This window comes from Enterobacter sp. ENT02 (assembly GCF_019219165.1).
In the GTDB taxonomy this organism is placed as follows: domain Bacteria; phylum Pseudomonadota; class Gammaproteobacteria; order Enterobacterales; family Enterobacteriaceae; genus Enterobacter; species Enterobacter mori.
Map to the genome: position 1 here is coordinate 90,630 of NZ_JAHUWD010000006.1, position 16,950 is coordinate 107,579.

General features: G+C 58.0%; 17 protein-coding genes. 15 read left to right on the forward strand and 2 right to left on the reverse strand.

Annotated elements, in window-relative coordinates; translation table 11 throughout:
- The 5 genes from ftsE (at window position 1) to livJ (ending at window position 5,523) form a co-directional block, all read left to right on the forward strand.
- The gene (ftsE, locus tag KW829_RS17500; protein WP_008500091.1) at window positions 1–672 is read left to right on the forward strand and encodes a cell division ATP-binding protein FtsE; all 672 of its coding nucleotides are present in this window, start codon (window positions 1–3) and stop codon (window positions 670–672) included.
- On the forward strand, window positions 659–1,714 hold the full coding sequence (gene ftsX / locus KW829_RS17505; protein WP_108417694.1) for a permease-like cell division protein FtsX: 1,056 nt from the start codon (window positions 659–661) through the stop codon (window positions 1,712–1,714). Before ftsE ends, ftsX begins: the two co-directional genes overlap by 14 nt.
- 251 nt (window positions 1,715–1,965) lie before the next feature.
- Complete coding sequence (rpoH, locus tag KW829_RS17510) at window positions 1,966–2,823, forward strand: RNA polymerase sigma factor RpoH (protein ID WP_010436497.1); 858 nt, start codon at window positions 1,966–1,968, stop codon at window positions 2,821–2,823.
- Window positions 2,824–2,959: 136 nt separating this feature from the next.
- A complete protein-coding gene (locus tag KW829_RS17515) occupies window positions 2,960–4,225 on the forward strand; it encodes a 4-aminobutyrate--2-oxoglutarate transaminase (RefSeq protein ID WP_042713697.1) in 1,266 nt (421 codons plus the stop codon).
- A gap of 197 nt (window positions 4,226–4,422) precedes the next feature.
- Window positions 4,423–5,523, forward strand: coding sequence for a branched chain amino acid ABC transporter substrate-binding protein LivJ (gene livJ / locus KW829_RS17520; RefSeq protein ID WP_139157911.1), 1,101 nt, complete (start codon window positions 4,423–4,425; stop codon window positions 5,521–5,523).
- Window positions 5,524–5,639: 116 nt separating this feature from the next.
- Here livJ and panM read toward each other — a convergent pair whose 3' ends face one another.
- Window positions 5,640–6,029 (reverse strand): aspartate 1-decarboxylase autocleavage activator PanM, encoded by a 390-nt coding sequence (panM, locus tag KW829_RS17525; protein WP_172701536.1) that lies wholly within the window; start codon window positions 6,027–6,029, stop codon window positions 5,640–5,642.
- Between the two features lie 424 nt (window positions 6,030–6,453).
- Between panM and livK the strand changes: the two genes are divergently transcribed.
- The 10 genes from livK (at window position 6,454) to ugpQ (ending at window position 16,555) form a co-directional block, all read left to right on the forward strand.
- Window positions 6,454–7,563 carry a high-affinity branched-chain amino acid ABC transporter substrate-binding protein LivK gene (livK, locus tag KW829_RS17530; protein ID WP_010436489.1) on the forward strand — a complete coding sequence of 370 codons (1,110 nt, stop codon included), beginning with the start codon at window positions 6,454–6,456 and terminating at the stop codon, window positions 7,561–7,563.
- 46 nt (window positions 7,564–7,609) lie between these two features.
- Window positions 7,610–8,536, forward strand: coding sequence for a high-affinity branched-chain amino acid ABC transporter permease LivH (gene livH / locus KW829_RS17535; protein ID WP_042713707.1), 927 nt, complete (start codon window positions 7,610–7,612; stop codon window positions 8,534–8,536).
- Window positions 8,533–9,810 carry a branched chain amino acid ABC transporter permease LivM gene (gene livM / locus KW829_RS17540; protein ID WP_010436486.1) on the forward strand — a complete coding sequence of 426 codons (1,278 nt, stop codon included), beginning with the start codon at window positions 8,533–8,535 and terminating at the stop codon, window positions 9,808–9,810. Before livH ends, livM begins: the two co-directional genes overlap by 4 nt.
- Window positions 9,807–10,574, forward strand: coding sequence for a high-affinity branched-chain amino acid ABC transporter ATP-binding protein LivG (gene livG / locus KW829_RS17545; protein ID WP_008500101.1), 768 nt, complete (start codon window positions 9,807–9,809; stop codon window positions 10,572–10,574). Before livM ends, livG begins: the two co-directional genes overlap by 4 nt.
- A 1-nt stretch (window position 10,575) precedes the next feature.
- A complete protein-coding gene (gene livF, locus KW829_RS17550; RefSeq protein WP_006812273.1) occupies window positions 10,576–11,289 on the forward strand; it encodes a high-affinity branched-chain amino acid ABC transporter ATP-binding protein LivF in 714 nt (237 codons plus the stop codon).
- A gap of 270 nt (window positions 11,290–11,559) precedes the next feature.
- Window positions 11,560–12,876: a sn-glycerol-3-phosphate ABC transporter substrate-binding protein UgpB gene (gene ugpB, locus KW829_RS17555; protein ID WP_218308727.1), complete on the forward strand. Its 1,317-nt coding sequence runs from the start codon at window positions 11,560–11,562 to the stop codon at window positions 12,874–12,876.
- 134 nt (window positions 12,877–13,010) lie between these two features.
- A complete protein-coding gene (gene ugpA / locus KW829_RS17560) occupies window positions 13,011–13,898 on the forward strand; it encodes a sn-glycerol-3-phosphate ABC transporter permease UgpA (protein WP_100167338.1) in 888 nt (295 codons plus the stop codon).
- Window positions 13,895–14,740: a sn-glycerol-3-phosphate ABC transporter permease UgpE gene (gene ugpE / locus KW829_RS17565; RefSeq protein ID WP_013099125.1), complete on the forward strand. Its 846-nt coding sequence runs from the start codon at window positions 13,895–13,897 to the stop codon at window positions 14,738–14,740. Before ugpA ends, ugpE begins: the two co-directional genes overlap by 4 nt.
- 1 nt (window position 14,741) lies before the next feature.
- Window positions 14,742–15,812: a sn-glycerol-3-phosphate import ATP-binding protein UgpC gene (locus KW829_RS17570; protein WP_218308728.1), complete on the forward strand. Its 1,071-nt coding sequence runs from the start codon at window positions 14,742–14,744 to the stop codon at window positions 15,810–15,812.
- On the forward strand, window positions 15,809–16,555 hold the full coding sequence (gene ugpQ, locus KW829_RS17575; protein WP_218308729.1) for a glycerophosphodiester phosphodiesterase: 747 nt from the start codon (window positions 15,809–15,811) through the stop codon (window positions 16,553–16,555). The genes KW829_RS17570 and ugpQ overlap by 4 nt, the downstream gene beginning before the upstream one ends.
- Here the strand turns inward: ugpQ and KW829_RS17580 are convergent.
- Window positions 16,539–16,916 (reverse strand): DUF2756 family protein, encoded by a 378-nt coding sequence (locus tag KW829_RS17580; protein WP_042719209.1) that lies wholly within the window; start codon window positions 16,914–16,916, stop codon window positions 16,539–16,541. The genes ugpQ and KW829_RS17580 overlap by 17 nt on opposite strands.
- Between the last annotated feature and the right edge of the window lie 34 nt (window positions 16,917–16,950).

The following is a 16,950-nucleotide window of genomic DNA, read 5'->3' on the forward strand; positions in this document are numbered from 1 at the left end:
ATGATTCGCTTTGAACACGTCAGCAAGGCCTATCTCGGTGGGAGACAAGCGCTGCAGGGGGTAACGTTCCATCTGCAGCCAGGCGAGATGGCATTCCTGACCGGCCATTCCGGCGCGGGGAAAAGTACCCTGCTCAAGCTTATCTGTGGGATCGAACGGCCCAGCGCCGGGAAAATCTTTTTCAGCGGCCACGAAATTAGCCGCCTGAAAAACCGCGAAGTGCCGTTCCTGCGTCGTCAGATCGGCATGATTTTCCAGGATCACCACCTGCTGATGGATCGCACCGTTTTTGATAACGTCGCTATCCCGCTGATTATTGCCGGCGCCAGCTATGACGATATCCGCCGTCGCGTCTCTGCGGCGCTGGATAAGGTCGGGCTGCTGGACAAAGCGAAGAACTTCCCGATCCAGCTGTCCGGCGGTGAGCAGCAGCGCGTGGGCATCGCCCGTGCGGTGGTGAACAAGCCTGCCGTACTGCTGGCGGATGAACCAACCGGTAACCTGGACGATGCCCTGTCCGAAGGGATTTTGCGTCTGTTTGAGGAATTCAACCGCGTAGGGGTCACGGTATTGATGGCGACGCACGACATTGGGCTCATTTCCCGTCGTTCGTACCGCATGCTGACCCTGAGCGACGGGCATTTGCACGGAGGCCACGGTGAACAAGCGTGATGCAATGAACCAGATTCGGCAGTTCGGAAACCGGTTTGACCGTTTCCGTAAGCCGCAGGGCGGCGGTGACGGCAATCGTAATACGCCAAAGCGCCAGAAAGCGGCGCCAAAACCGGCTTCCCGCAAGACCAACGTGTTCAACGAGCAGGTGCGTTATGCCTTCCAGGGGGCATTGCAGGATCTGAAAAGCAAGCCGCTGGCGACGTTCCTGACGGTGATGGTGATCGCCATCTCCCTGACGCTGCCAAGCGTCTGCTACATGGTCTATAAGAACGTTAACCAGGCAGCGTCGCAGTATTATCCGTCGCCGCAGATCACCGTTTATCTGGATAAAGCGCTCGACGATAACGCGGCGGCGCAGGTGGTCGGGCAAATCCAGGCCGAACAGGGCGTGGAGAAGGTTAACTATCTCTCGCGCGATGAAGCGCTGGGCGAGTTCCGCAACTGGTCAGGCTTTGGCGGCGCGCTGGATATGCTGGAAGAGAACCCGCTGCCCGCCGTGGCGGTGGTGATCCCGAAACTCGATTTCCAGGGTACCGATTCGCTTAACACCCTGCGCGACCGCATCACCCGTATCAACGGGATTGATGAAGTGCGCATGGACGACAGCTGGTTCGCCCGTCTTGCTGCCCTGACCGGGCTGGTGGGGCGCGTGTCGGCGATGATAGGCGTGCTGATGGTGGCGGCGGTGTTCCTCGTCATCGGTAACAGCGTGCGTCTGAGCATCTTCGCCCGCCGCGATACCATCAACGTGCAGAAACTGATTGGCGCAACGGATGGTTTCATCCTCCGTCCGTTCCTCTACGGCGGCGCGCTGCTCGGTTTTTCCGGCGCATTTCTTTCACTGATATTGTCAGAAATTTTGGTGATGCGGCTTTCGTCTGCCGTGACTGAAGTGGCGCAGGTTTTCGGAACCAAGTTTGATATCAGTGGCTTAGGGTTCGATGAGTGCCTGCTGTTGCTGCTGGTGTGCTCCATGATCGGCTGGGTAGCCGCATGGCTGGCGACGGTTCAACATTTACGCCACTTTACTCCCGACTAATAAAAGCGTGATATAATCTTTCCCTGCACCGAGATGTTCGCTCTGCAGGGAAAGCGTCCCTGTTGTCTCTTCCCCTGTTATCATCTTCATGTCACATTTTGTGCGTAATTTATTCACTGTTGCACCTGGAACTTGTGGATAAAATCACGGTCTGATAAAAGTGTGAATGCTAATCTCGCTGCTCAAACGCTTTGGCATGGTTGTTGCCTGATGGGGACAGCCTGGACCAGAAGAAACATTGAGAGGAATGAATGACCAAAGAAATGCAAACTTTAGCTTTAGCCCCTGTTGGTAACCTGGAATCTTACATCCGGGCTGCGAACACCTGGCCGATGTTAACGGCCGAGGAAGAAAAGGAGCTTGCTGAAAAGCTGCATTACCAGGGCGATCTGGAAGCAGCTAAGACGCTGATCCTGTCTCACCTGCGCTTTGTTGTTCACGTTGCTCGTAACTATTCGGGCTACGGCCTGCCGCAGGCGGACTTGATTCAGGAAGGTAACATCGGCCTGATGAAGGCTGTACGTCGCTTCAACCCGGAAGTGGGTGTGCGACTGGTCTCCTTCGCCGTGCACTGGATCAAAGCAGAAATTCACGAATACGTCCTGCGTAACTGGCGTATTGTGAAGGTCGCCACGACAAAAGCGCAGCGCAAACTGTTCTTCAATCTGCGTAAAACCAAGCAGCGTCTGGGCTGGTTTAACCAGGATGAAGTCGAAATGGTGGCGCGCGAGCTGGGCGTATCCAGCAAAGACGTCCGTGAGATGGAATCCCGCATGGCCGCGCAGGACATGACCTTTGATATGTCCTCCGACGACGACGCCTCTGACAGCCAGCCGATGGCCCCGGTCCTGTACCTGCAGGATAAAACCTCTAACTTTGCCGACGGTATTGAAGAGGACAACTGGGAAGACCAGGCGGCGAATAAGCTGACTTTCGCGATGGAAGGTCTCGACGAGCGTAGCCAGGATATCATCCGCGCCCGCTGGCTGGACGAAGACAACAAGTCCACGCTGCAGGAGCTGGCCGACCGCTACGGCGTTTCCGCGGAACGTGTCCGTCAGCTTGAAAAGAACGCCATGAAAAAACTTCGCGCTGCTATCGAAGCGTAATCTAAGCGAAGTACACCGATAACCCCTGGATGCGAGTCCGGGGGTTTTGTTTTTTTAGCGCCCGCTCTGGCGAATTCCCTCCCCCTGGCAAACACTTACTGATGCGCTAAGCAGGCGACTTTCTCAGGGGGACAGGGTGAAAAATAACGAACTGAACGACCGGCGTTTACAGGCGACGCCGCGCGGCATCGGCGTGATGTGTAACTTCTATGCCGATAAAGCTGAAAACGCCACGGTGTGGGACGTGGAAGGCAATGAGTACATCGACTTCGCCGCCGGGATCGCGGTGCTGAATACCGGCCATCGCCATCCAAAAGTCATTGCCGCCATCGAAAAACAACTCCACGCCTTCACCCACACGGCCTACCAGATTGTGCCGTATGAGGGCTATGTGGCGCTTGCCGAACGCATCAACCAGCGCGTGCCGATTGACGGACCCGCCAAGACCGCCTTCTTCTCGACGGGCGCAGAAGCGGTTGAAAACGCGGTCAAAATTGCCCGCGCGTACACCAAACGCCCCGGCCTTATCACCTTTGGCGGCGCCTTCCATGGCCGCACCTTTATGACCATGGCGCTGACCGGCAAGGTCGCACCCTACAAGCTGGGCTTCGGCCCGTTCCCCGGCTCGGTGTACCACGCACAGTTCCCTAACGATCTGCACGGCATCAGCACGGCGGAAGCGTTAAAAAGCCTGGAGCGCATTTTCAAAGCGGATATTGCGCCAGACCAGGTGGCGGCCATTATCCTCGAACCGGTTCAGGGTGAGGGCGGGTTTAATGTCGCGCCCGCCGATTTTATGCAGGCGCTGCGTGCCCTGTGCGATACCCACGGGATTTTGCTGATTGCCGACGAAGTCCAAACTGGCTTCGCCCGCACCGGCAAGCTGTTCTCGATGGAAAACCACTGTGTGAAGCCGGACCTTATCACCATGGCGAAAAGCCTGGCGGGTGGGATGCCGCTTTCGGCGGTCTCTGGTCGGGCGGAGGTGATGGACGCCCCCGCGCCCGGCGGGCTGGGCGGCACCTACGCGGGTAACCCGCTGGCGATTGCAGCGGCCCATGCGGTGCTGGACGTGATTGACGAAGAAGATCTCTGCACCCGCGCGGCCCACCTTGGCCACCATCTGGTAGAGGTGCTAAATAAAGCGAAGGATGGCTGCCCGTATATTGCCGACATTCGTGCGCAAGGCTCTATGGTGGCGGTGGAGTTCAACGATCCGCAATCCGGGCAACCCTCGCCGGAATTCACCCGACAGGTGCAAGAACGCGCGTTGAACGAAGGGCTGCTGCTCCTGAGCTGCGGCGTGTACGGCAACGTGATTCGCTTCCTCTATCCGCTCACGATCCCCGAAGCGCAGTTCCGACAGGCGCTGGATATTATTTCCGCCTCGCTGACACGATAAAGCCAAATGCCCGGCGCAAAACGGTGCCGGGCATAGCATAGATACATTTCAAATTAGCTATTCCAAAATCATAAAAATCGGGTATGTTTTAGCAGAGTATGCTGAAAAAGCGCGAACAGCACACCTATAACTGACATAAAGCGCTGCACAACAACATCACAACAATCGTAATAACCATAATAATGGGGAATCTCAGGATGAACATGAAGGGTAAAGCGTTACTGGCAGGATGTATCGCGTTGGCATTCAGCACCATGGCACAGGCAGATATCAAAGTTGCTGTGGTTGGCGCGATGTCCGGTCCGGTAGCTCAGTACGGCGACCAGGAATTTACGGGCGCAGAACAGGCGGTTGCAGACATTAATGCTAAGGGCGGCATCAAGGGCGAAAAACTGCAGATCGTAAAATATGATGATGCCTGTGACCCGAAACAAGCGGTCGCGGTGGCGAACAAAGTGGTGAACGACGGGATCAAATACGTTATCGGTCACCTGTGCTCCTCCTCTACGCAGCCAGCGTCTGACATCTACGAAGACGAAGGCATTCTGATGATCACCCCGGCTGCAACCGCGCCGGAGCTGACCTCGCGCGGCTACAAGCTGACCCTGCGCACCACCGGCCTGGACTCTGACCAGGGCCCAACCGCAGCGAAATACATCGTTGAAAAAGTGAAGCCGAAGCGCATCGCTATCGTTCACGACAAGCAGCAGTACGGTGAAGGTCTGGCGCGTTCCGTACAGGACAACCTGAAGAAAGCCAATGCTGACGTGGTGTTCTTCGACGGTATTACCGCCGGTGAGAAAGACTTCTCCACGCTGGTGGCGCGTCTGAAGAAAGAGAATATTGATTTCGTTTACTACGGTGGCTACCACCCGGAAATGGGCCAGATCCTGCGCCAGGCGCGCGCTGCCGGTCTGAAAACTCAGTTCATGGGGCCGGAAGGCGTGGCAAACGTCTCTCTGTCTAACATCGCGGGTGAATCAGCCGAAGGCCTGCTGGTGACCAAGCCGAAGAACTACGACCAGGTCCCTGCGAACAAACCAATCGTAGATGCGATCAAGGCGAAGAAACAGGATCCAAGCGGCGCGTTCGTCTGGACCACCTACGCGGCGCTGCAGTCGCTGCAGGCGGGCCTGAACCAGTCAGCCGATCCGGCTGAGATTGCCACCTGGCTGAAAGCGAACTCCGTGGAAACCGTCATGGGGCCGCTGTCATGGGATGAGAAGGGCGATCTGAAGGGCTTCGAGTTCGGCGTGTTTGACTGGCATGCTAACGGGACTGCTACTGACGCAAAATAATACTGGTGCGGGTTGTTACCCTCACCCTAACCCTCTCCCACAGGGAGAGGGGATCGCTCGGTGTTCTCCCTCTCCCCGTGGGAGAGGGCCGGGGTGAGGGCATCAGGTCGCACACATCAACCCTCGCGCTTCTCCCACCCGTTCGCCTGCGCCGTAAACCCTAACGCCTGCATAAACGCCGCCATCACGCTGCGGTCTTCCACGCCCACGTCGGCCATCCACCAGGAGGTCACGCTCGGGTTTTCACGTATGACTTCTTCAATTAAATACTGTCCGACCCCGCGACGGCGGGTGACGTCGCGCACGCGCAGGGAATCCAGCGCCCCTTCCGTGCCGCTCAGCGTCACGCGAACGGCGGCCAGCAGACGCTCGTTAAAGCGCGCGGCATAGATACGGTGATTGTCGTCGACGGCCAGCGACGAAGGAGAATATTCCGGCCAGATCTTGCCCAGGTCGATATGATCCTGGTCGCTAAAGGTCACCAGACGCACGATAGTCAGTTTCATTAGCTACTTGTCCAAATCAGATTGAGTAGGGCCAGTGTACTCAATTTATTTGCTCGGGTGCTTTCTCTTTTTATTCCCATTTACCAGGTGATTAGTTTTTTGGCAACGCATTGCGCAGTTCGAAAACACATGGATCGAAAATTAAGCAGAATTTTAACCTGACAGGCAGTGATTTATTCGGCGCTTTGTACCGTTATTTTATGCTGCAAACTGCACTTTTATTTGTTTATCTCTGCCTGATTTCAGAATATTATCTTTGCTTAATCGCCTGAAAAATAGAGATATTAGTCTGGTTTTTGATAAAAAACCGCGCTAAACCATTAAAGGCACTGGTAAAAATAGCGTTGTTCATTAAAAGTACAGAATGCTTTTTAACCATAATAAAACAAAATATATACACGACATCACGAATGGGGATTCAGAGATGAAAAGGAACGCGAAAGCAATAATCGCGGGAATGGTCGCACTGGCAATTTCGCAGGCGGCTATGGCGGACGACATAAAAGTTGCTGTGGTAGGCGCGATGTCCGGTCCTGTTGCCCAGTGGGGTGATATGGAGTTCAACGGCGCACGTCAGGCCATTAAAGACATCAACGCCAAAGGCGGCATCAAAGGCGACAAGCTGGTGGGTGTAGAATATGACGACGCCTGCGATCCAAAACAGGCCGTCGCGGTCGCTAACAAAATCGTCAACGACGGTATCCAGTACGTCATCGGCCACCTGTGCTCATCGTCCACGCAGCCCGCGTCTGATATTTACGAAGACGAAGGCATTCTGATGATCACCCCGGGCGCAACTAACCCGGAGCTGACCCAGCGCGGCTACCAGCACATTATGCGTACCGCCGGTCTGGACTCCTCGCAGGGACCCACCGCCGCCAAATACATCCTCGACACCGTTAAGCCAACGCGTATTGCCATCATTCATGACAAACAGCAGTACGGCGAAGGCCTGGCGCGTTCCGTGCAGGACGGCCTGAAAAAAGGCGGCGCGAACATCGTCTTCTTCGACGGCATTACCGCCGGTGAGAAAGACTTCTCCGCGCTGATCGCCCGTCTGCAAAAAGAGAATATCGACTTCGTTTACTACGGCGGCTACTACCCGGAAATGGGCCAGATGCTGCGCCAGGCGCGTGCCACTGGCCTGAAAACCCAGTTTATGGGGCCAGAGGGCGTGGGTAACGCCTCCCTGTCAAACATCGCCGGGGATTCTGCCGAAGGCATGCTGGTCACGATGCCAAAACGCTATGACCAGGATCCGGCCAACAAGGCTATCGTAGAGGCGCTCAAGGCGCAGAAGAAAGATCCGAGCGGTCCGTACGTCTGGATCACCTACGCGGCCGTGCAGTCTCTGGCGACCGCGCTGGAGCGTACCGGCAGCAAAGAGCCGCTGGATCTGGTGAAAGATTTAAAAGCACACGGGGCGAACACCGTGATTGGGCCGCTGAACTGGGATGAGAAAGGCGATCTGAAGGGATTTGAATTTGGTGTCTTTAAGTGGCACGCCGACGGTTCGTCCTCGGCCGCCAAATAACTATCCCACCGCCCGGCTCGCCGGGCGGGTATAAAAAGGTTTGCATATGTCCGAGCAGTTTCTCTATTTCCTGCAGCAGATGTTTAACGGCGTTACGCTGGGAAGCACCTACGCGCTGATCGCCATCGGCTACACGATGGTTTACGGCATTATCGGCATGATCAACTTCGCCCACGGCGAGGTGTACATGATCGGTAGCTATGTCTCCTTTATGATCATTGCCGCCCTGATGATGATGGGCATCGACAGCAGCTGGCTGCTGGTCGCCGCCGGGTTTGTCGGCGCGATTGTGATTGCCAGCGCCTACGGCTGGAGCATCGAACGCGTGGCCTACCGGCCCGTGCGCAGTTCAAAACGCCTGATTGCGCTGATCTCCGCCATCGGGATGTCCATCTTCCTGCAAAACTACGTCAGCCTGACCGAAGGCTCGCGCGACGTGGCGCTGCCAAGCCTGTTTAACGGCCAGTGGATTGTGGGGGCCAGCGAGAACTTCTCTGCCTCTATCACCACCATGCAGCTGGTTATCTGGGTTGTAACCTTCCTGGCAATGCTGGCTCTGACTCTTTTCATCCGCTACTCCCGCATGGGGCGCGCCTGCCGCGCCTGCGCGGAAGACCTGAAGATGGCGAGCCTGCTCGGCATCAACACCGACCGCGTGATTGCCCTGACCTTCGTGATTGGCGCCGCGATGGCGGCGGTGGCAGGCGTACTGCTCGGCCAGTTCTATGGCGTGATTAACCCGTACATCGGCTTTATGGCCGGGATGAAAGCCTTCACCGCCGCGGTACTGGGCGGTATCGGCAGTATTCCGGGCGCGATGATCGGCGGCCTGATCCTGGGCGTGGCGGAAGCGCTCTCCTCGGCGTACCTGAGCACAGAATATAAAGACGTGGTCTCGTTTGCCCTGCTGATTCTGGTTCTGCTGGTGATGCCTACCGGTATTCTGGGCCGTCCGGAGGTAGAGAAAGTATGAAACCGATGCATTTTGCAATGGCGCTGCTCTCTGCCGCCATGTTCTTCGTGCTGGCGGGCGTCTTTATGGGCGTCCAGTTAGAGCTGGACGGCACTAAGCTGGTGGTCGACACCGCCGCTGATATTCGCTGGCAGTGGGTGTTTATCGGCACCGCCGTGGTATTCCTGTTCCAGCTGCTGCGCCCGGTCTTCCAGAAGACGCTGAAAAACGTCTCCGGGCCGAAATTCGTGCTGCCCGCTATCGACGGTACGACCGTGAAGCAGAAGCTGTTCCTCGTGGCGCTGCTGGTGGCCGCCGTGGCGTGGCCGTTTGTGGTATCGCGCGGGACCGTGGATATCGCCACCCTGACCATGATCTACGTGATCCTGGGTCTCGGTCTGAACGTGGTGGTGGGGCTCTCCGGCCTGCTGGTGCTGGGCTACGGCGGCTTCTACGCCATCGGTGCCTACACCTTCGCGCTGCTGAACCACTATTACGGCCTCGGCTTCTGGACCTGCCTGCCGCTGGCGGGGCTGGTCTCTGCCGCCGCGGGCTTCCTGCTCGGCTTCCCGGTGCTGCGCCTGCGCGGTGACTATCTGGCGATTGTGACCCTGGGCTTCGGCGAAATCGTCCGTATCCTGCTGCTCAACAATACCGAAGTGACCGGCGGCCCGAACGGCATCAGCCAGATCCCGAAACCGACCTTCTTCGGCCTGGAGTTCAGCCGCACCGCCCGCGAAGGCGGCTGGGATACCTTCAGCAACTTCTTTGGCATCAAGTACGATCCGTCCGACCGCGTGATCTGGCTCTATCTGGTGGCGCTGCTGCTGGTGGTGATTACCCTGTTCGTGATCAACCGTCTGCTGCGCATGCCGCTGGGCCGCGCGTGGGAAGCGCTGCGCGAAGATGAAATCGCCTGCCGCTCGCTGGGCCTGAACCCGACCCGCATCAAGCTGACCGCATTCACCATCAGCGCCGCGTTTGCCGGTTTCGCCGGAACGCTGTTTGCCGCGCGTCAGGGCTTCGTTAGCCCGGAATCCTTCACCTTTGCCGAATCGGCCTTCGTGCTGGCGATTGTGGTACTCGGCGGGATGGGCTCGCAGTTTGCCGTTATCCTCGCGGCCATCCTGCTGGTGGTCTCGCGCGAGCTGATGCGCGACTTTAACGAATACAGCATGCTGATGCTGGGTGGTTTGATGGTGCTGATGATGATCTGGCGTCCGCAGGGTCTGCTGCCGATGACCCGTCCACAGCTGAAGCTGAAGAACGGGCAAGCGAAAGGAGAGCAGGCATGAGCCAGCCATTATTATCCGTTAACGGTCTGATGATGCGTTTTGGCGGCCTGCTGGCGGTCAACAACGTGAATCTGGATCTGCACAAGAAAGAGATTGTCTCACTGATTGGCCCGAACGGCGCGGGGAAAACCACGGTCTTCAACTGCCTGACCGGCTTCTACAAGCCGACGGGCGGCACCATCATGCTGCGCGACCAGCACCTGGAAGGTCTGCCGGGCCAGCAGATTGCCCGCATGGGCGTGGTGCGTACCTTCCAGCACGTGCGTCTGTTCCGCGAGATGACGGTAATTGAGAACCTGCTGGTGGCACAGCATCAGCAGCTGAAAACCGGGCTGTTCTCCGGCCTGCTTAAAACCCCGGCCTTCCGCCGCGCACAGGATGAGGCGCTTGACCGCGCCGCCACCTGGCTTGACCGAATTGGCCTGCTGCAGCACGCCAACCGTCAGGCGAGCAACCTGGCCTACGGCGATCAGCGTCGCCTGGAGATTGTGCGCTGCATGGTGACGCAGCCGGAAATCCTGATGCTCGACGAACCGGCGGCAGGCCTCAACCCGAAAGAGACCAAAGAGCTGGACGAGCTGATTGCCGAGCTGCGCGATCATCACGACACCACCATTCTGCTGATTGAGCATGACATGAAGCTGGTGATGGGCATTTCGGACCGTATCTACGTGGTAAACCAGGGCACGCCGCTGGCGAACGGCACGCCGGAAGAGATCCGCAACAACCCGGACGTGATCCGCGCATACCTTGGTGAGGCATAAGATGGAAAAAGCGATGTTAACGTTCGACAAGGTCAACGCGCACTACGGCAAGATCCAGGCGCTGCACGACGTCAGCCTGCACATCAATCAGGGCGAAATCGTCACCCTGATCGGGGCCAACGGCGCGGGTAAGACCACGCTGCTCGGCACCCTGTGCGGCGACCCGCGCGCCACCAGCGGGCGGATTGTGTTCGATGGTAAAGACATTACCGACTGGCAGACCGCCAAAATCATGCGTGAAGCGGTGGCGATTGTCCCGGAAGGGCGTCGCGTGTTTTCCCGCATGACGGTGGAAGAGAACCTGGCGATGGGCGGCTTCTTTGCTCACCGCGATGAATACCAGACCCGCATCAAGTGGGTGTACGAACTCTTCCCACGCCTGTGGGAGCGCCGCATCCAGCGTGCGGGCACTATGTCCGGCGGCGAGCAGCAGATGCTGGCGATTGGCCGCGCGCTGATGAGCCAGCCGCGTCTGCTGCTGCTGGATGAACCGTCGCTCGGTCTTGCGCCGATCATCATTCAGCAGATCTTCGACACCATTGAGCAGCTGCGCAAAGAGGGGATGACCATCTTCCTCGTCGAGCAGAACGCCAACCAGGCGCTGAAGCTCGCCGACCGTGGCTACGTGCTGGAGAACGGCCGCGTGGTGCTGGAGGATACCGGCGACGCGCTGCTGGCAAACGAGGCGGTGCGGAGCGCGTATTTGGGCGGTTAATTGCATTTCCCCCTCACCCTAACCCTCTCCCTCAAGGGAGAGGGAACCGATCGATTTTCTCCCTCTCCCTGTGGGAGAGGGTCGGGGTGAGGGCACCAGACCGCACCCAACTACACCTCAACCCCCTTCACACAACCATCATCCCCCTGACGCCTGGCTGTCACTTATCTGTAAACAAACAGTTATTTTTCTGTAATTCGAGCATGTCATGTTACCTCGCGAGCATAAAACGCGTGATATCGCGCATCCGGCACAATAAGAGAGATGACAATGACATCGTTACGACACACAGCTTTGGGTCTGGCAATCGGTCTGGCTTTTGCGACGAACGCAATGGCTGTGACCACCATTCCGTTCTGGCATTCCATGGAAGGGGAGTTGGGTAAAGAGGTTGACTCCCTGGCGCAGCGTTTCAACGACACCCACCCGGATTACAAAATTGTGCCGGTGTACAAAGGCAACTACGAGCAGAGCCTGAGCGCGGGCATTGCCGCCTTCCGTACCGGCAATGCGCCAGCCTTGTTACAGGTTTATGAAGTGGGCACCGCCACCATGATGGCCTCTAAAGCCATCAAGCCGGTGTATGAAGTGTTCAAAGAGGCGGGTATCAATTTTGACGAATCACAGTTCGTGCCGACCGTTTCCGGTTATTACACCGATTCCAAAACCGGCCACCTGCTGTCTCAGCCGTTTAACAGCTCCACGCCGGTGCTGTACTACAACAAAGACGCCTTCAGGAAAGCCGGTTTAGACTCGGAGCAGCCGCCAAAAACCTGGCAGGATTTGGCTGAGTATACCGCGAAGCTGAAAGCGGCGGGGATGAAGTGCGGCTACGCCAGCGGCTGGCAGGGCTGGATCCAGATTGAAAACTTCAGCGCCTGGCACGGCCTGCCGGTTGCCACCAAAAACAACGGCTTCGATGGCACCGACGCGGTGCTGGAGTTCAACAAGCCGGAGCAGGTGAAGCACATCGCCCTGCTGGAAGAACTCAACAAGAAGGGCGACTTCAGCTACTTCGGGCGTAAAGACGAATCCACCGAGAAGTTCTACAACGGCGACTGCGCCATTACCACCGCATCGTCCGGCTCGCTGGCGGATATCCGTCACTACGCCAAATTTAACTACGGCGTGGGCATGATGCCGTACGACGCCGACGTGAAGGGCGCGCCGCAGAACGCCATCATCGGCGGGGCGAGCCTGTGGGTGATGCAGGGCAAGGACAAAGGCACCTACAAAGGCGTAGCCGAGTTCCTCGACTTCCTTGCGAAGCCGGAAAACGCGGCCGAATGGCACCAGAAGACCGGCTACCTGCCGATCACCAAAGCCGCGTATGACCTGACCCGCGAGCAGGGCTTCTACAGCAAGAACCCGGGCGCGGACATTGCGACGCGTCAGATGCTGAACAAGCCGCCGTTGCCGTTCACCAAGGGCCTGCGTCTGGGCAACATGCCGCAGATCCGCACCATCGTTGATGAAGAGCTGGAAAGCGTGTGGACCGGGAAGAAAACGCCACAGCAGGCGCTGGATTCAGCGGTAGAGCGCGGGAATCAGCTGCTGCGCCGCTTTGAGCAGTCGACCAAATCGTAAAAAAAAGCCCGGTAGCGCGTAGCGATCCGGGCCTACGAATTAATGCGGTCTGATGCCCTCACCCCAACCCTCTCCCACAGGGAGAGGGAGAAAACCGAAATCGCCACCCGGCATTGTTCAGGAACCAAATCTCCATGTCATCATCCCGTCCGGTGTTCCGTTCCCGCTGGCTGCCGTACCTGCTGGTCGCGCCGCAGCTGGTCATCACCGTTATTTTCTTTATCTGGCCTGCGGGCGAAGCGCTGTGGTACTCGGTACAAAGCGTCGATCCGTTCGGGCTTTCCAGCCAGTTTGTCGGGCTGGACAACTTCACCGCGCTGTTCCATGACAGCTACTACCTGGATTCCTTCTGGACGACGATCAAGTTCAGCGCCCTGGTGACCGTCAGCGGCCTTTTAGCCTCGCTGTTCTTCGCCGCGCTGGTGGACTACGTGGTGCGCGGCAGTCGTATTTATCAAACGCTGATGCTGCTGCCGTACGCCGTGGCTCCCGCCGTCGCCGCCGTATTGTGGATCTTCCTGTTTAACCCGGGGCGCGGGCTGATTACCCACTTCCTGGCCGAACTGGGCTACGACTGGAACCACGCCCAGAACAGCGGCCAGGCGATGTTCCTGGTGGTGTTTGCCTCGGTGTGGAAGCAGATCAGCTACAACTTCCTGTTCTTCTTTGCCGCGCTGCAGTCCATCCCGCGCTCGCTGGTGGAAGCGGCGGCGATTGACGGTGCAGGGCCCATTCGCCGCTTCTTCAGGCTGTCGCTGCCGCTGATCGCTCCGGTGAGTTTCTTCCTGCTGGTAGTTAACCTCGTGTACGCCTTCTTCGACACCTTCCCGGTGATCGACGCGGCGACCGCAGGCGGACCGGTGCAGGCGACAACGACGCTGATCTACAAGATCTACCGCGAAGGTTTTGCGGGGTTGGATCTCTCCGCTTCTGCCGCGCAGTCGGTGGTGCTGATGTTCCTCGTAATCATCCTCACGGTGGTGCAGTTCCGCTATGTCGAAAGTAAGGTGCGCTACCAATGATTGAGAACCGTCGCGGGCTGACGATTTTCAGCCATACCATGCTGATTTTAGGGATTATCGTCATCCTCTTCCCGCTGTACGTGGCGTTTGTCGCCGCCACACTGGACACCAAAGCGGTGTTCGACACGCCGATGACGCTGATCCCAGGCACTCATCTTTTCGAGAACATGAAGACCATCTGGACACAGGGGGTGGGCGCCAACAGCGCGCCGTTCTGGCTGATGATGCTCAACAGCTTCATCATGGCGTTTGGCATCACCGTCGGCAAAATTACGGTGTCGATGCTCTCGGCCTTCGCCATCGTCTGGTTCCGCTTTCCGCTGCGTAACCTCTTCTTCTGGATGATCTTCATTACCCTGATGCTGCCGGTGGAGGTGCGTATCTTCCCGACGGTGGAGGTGATCGCCAACCTGAAAATGCTCGACAGCTACGCGGGCTTGACCCTGCCGCTGATGGCCTCGGCGACCGCGACCTTCCTGTTCCGCCAGTTCTTTATGACCCTGCCGGACGAGCTGATTGAAGCGGCGCGCATCGACGGCGCGTCGCCGATGCGCTTTTTCCGCGACATCGTGCTGCCGCTGTCGAAAACCAACCTCGCGGCGCTGTTTGTGATCACCTTTATCTACGGCTGGAACCAGTACCTGTGGCCGCTGCTGATTATTCAGGACGTCAACCTCGGCACCGCCGTGGCGGGCATCAAAGGCATGATTGCCACCGGTGAAGGCACCACCCTCTGGAACCAGGTGATGGCGGCGATGCTGCTCACCCTTATCCCACCCGTAGTCATTGTTTTAGCCATGCAGCGTGCGTTTGTCCGTGGCCTGGTCGATAGCGAGAAATAAGATGTCAGGTTTAAAACTTCAGGCAGTAACCAAAAGCTGGGATGGTAAAACCCAGGTGATTCAGCCGCTGACGCTCGACGTGGCGGACGGGGAATTTATCGTGATGGTCGGCCCGTCCGGCTGCGGCAAATCCACGCTGCTGCGCATGGTGGCGGGGCTGGAGCGCGTGACGTCCGGGGATATCTGGATTGACCGCCAGCGCGTCACCGAAATGGAGCCGAAAGACAGAGGCATCGCGATGGTGTTCCAGAACTACGCCCTCTACCCGCACATGAGCGTGGAAGAGAACATGGCCTGGGGGCTGAAAATCCGCGGCATGGGCAAAGGCCATATCGACGAGCGCGTGAAAGAGGCGGCGCGCATTCTCGAGCTGGACGGCCTGCTGAAGCGCCGCCCGCGCGAGCTCTCCGGCGGCCAGCGCCAGCGCGTGGCGATGGGGCGCGCCATCGTGCGCGATCCGGCGGTGTTCCTGTTTGACGAACCGCTTTCTAACCTCGACGCCAAGCTGCGCGTGCAGATGCGCCTCGAACTGCAGCAGCTGCACCGTCGTCTGAAAACCACCTCCCTGTACGTGACCCACGATCAGGTCGAAGCCATGACCCTCGCCCAGCGCGTGATGGTGATGAACAAAGGCATCGCCGAGCAGATTGGCACCCCGGTGGAGGTGTATGAGAAACCGGCTACCCGCTTTGTGGCGAGCTTTATCGGCAGCCCGGCAATGAACCTGCTGGAAGGACGGATCAGCAGCGCGGGCACCCACTTTGAACTGGAAAGCGGGATGGCATTGCCGATCAACTGGTACTATCGTGGCTACGCCGGGCGTAAGATGACGCTCGGTATCCGCCCGGAGCATATCGGTTTAACCTCTCAGGCGGACGGCGGCGTGCCGCTGGTGATGGACACGCTGGAGATGTTGGGTGCAGATAACCTGGCGCACGGACGCTGGGGTGAGCAAAAAATAGTGGTGCGTTTAGCGCATCAGGAACGCCCGAAAGCAGGCAGCACGCTGTGGCTGCACCTGCCGGAAAATCACCTGCACTTCTTTGACGGTGAAACAGGACAACGAGTATGAGCAACTGGCCTTATCCCCACATCGTCGCCCACCGGGGCGGCGGTAAGCTGGCGCCGGAAAATACCCTGGCGGCGATTGACGTTGGCGCGCGCTACGGCCACACGATGATCGAGTTCGACGCCAAGCTGTCGAAAGACGGCGAAATTTTCCTGCTGCATGACGATAACCTCGAACGCACCAGCAACGGCTGGGGCGTGGCGGGTGAACTGCCGTGGCGCGATCTGCTGAAGGTAGATGCCGGAAGCTGGTACAGCGGCGAATTCAAAGGCGAACCGCTACCGCTGCTGGCGGAAGTGGCGGATCGCTGTCGCCAGCACGGTATGATGGCCAATATCGAAATCAAACCGACCACCGGCACCGGGCCGCTTACGGGCAAAGTCATCGCGCTGGCCGCGCGTGAGCTATGGGAAGGGATGACGGCACCGCTACTGTCGTCGTTTGAGATCGACGCGCTGGAAGCGGCACAGGCGGCCGTGCCGGAGCTGCCGCGCGGGCTGCTGCTGGACGAGTGGCGCGAAGACTGGCGCGAGCTGACGACACGCTTAGCGTGTGTCTCTATCCATCTCAATCACAAGCTGCTGGATGAGGCGCGGGTGAAGATGTTGAAAGCGGCGGGTCTGCATATTCTGGTGTATACCGTTAACAAACCCCAGCGTGTAGCCGAACTGCTGCGCTGGGGCGTTGACAGTATTTGTACCGATGCGATTGACCGCATCGGCCCGAACTTTAGTTCTGTGGATTAAGCATACTGCCGTTCGACTGCGGCGGCAGCATATGCTGCTGACCGCTGTTCAGGGTTGACCCTCCGCCTAACATCCCGCCGTTTTTATTCGGCAGCGGCTGCTCGCGCACCTGACCCTGCTGGATGCGCTGGGTGTTGGCGTTCATCTGGTTTTGCAGGCTCTGCTGCTGCATTTGGGTTTGCGTTTTCAACTGTTGATTAAGCATCCCTTTCTGCTGCTGTTGCTGGCTCATCATCTCCGTTTGCATCCGCTGCTGGCTGGGAATGACGTAACCCTGCTGGTTAGGGTTGTTCATCGTATTGAGTGGCTGTGCGAGCGCGGCAAAGGGAAGCAGTGCCGTAAGAATCATCAAGCGTTTCATTGTCATCTCCTCCTTTTGAGGTTTCTCTTAAGTT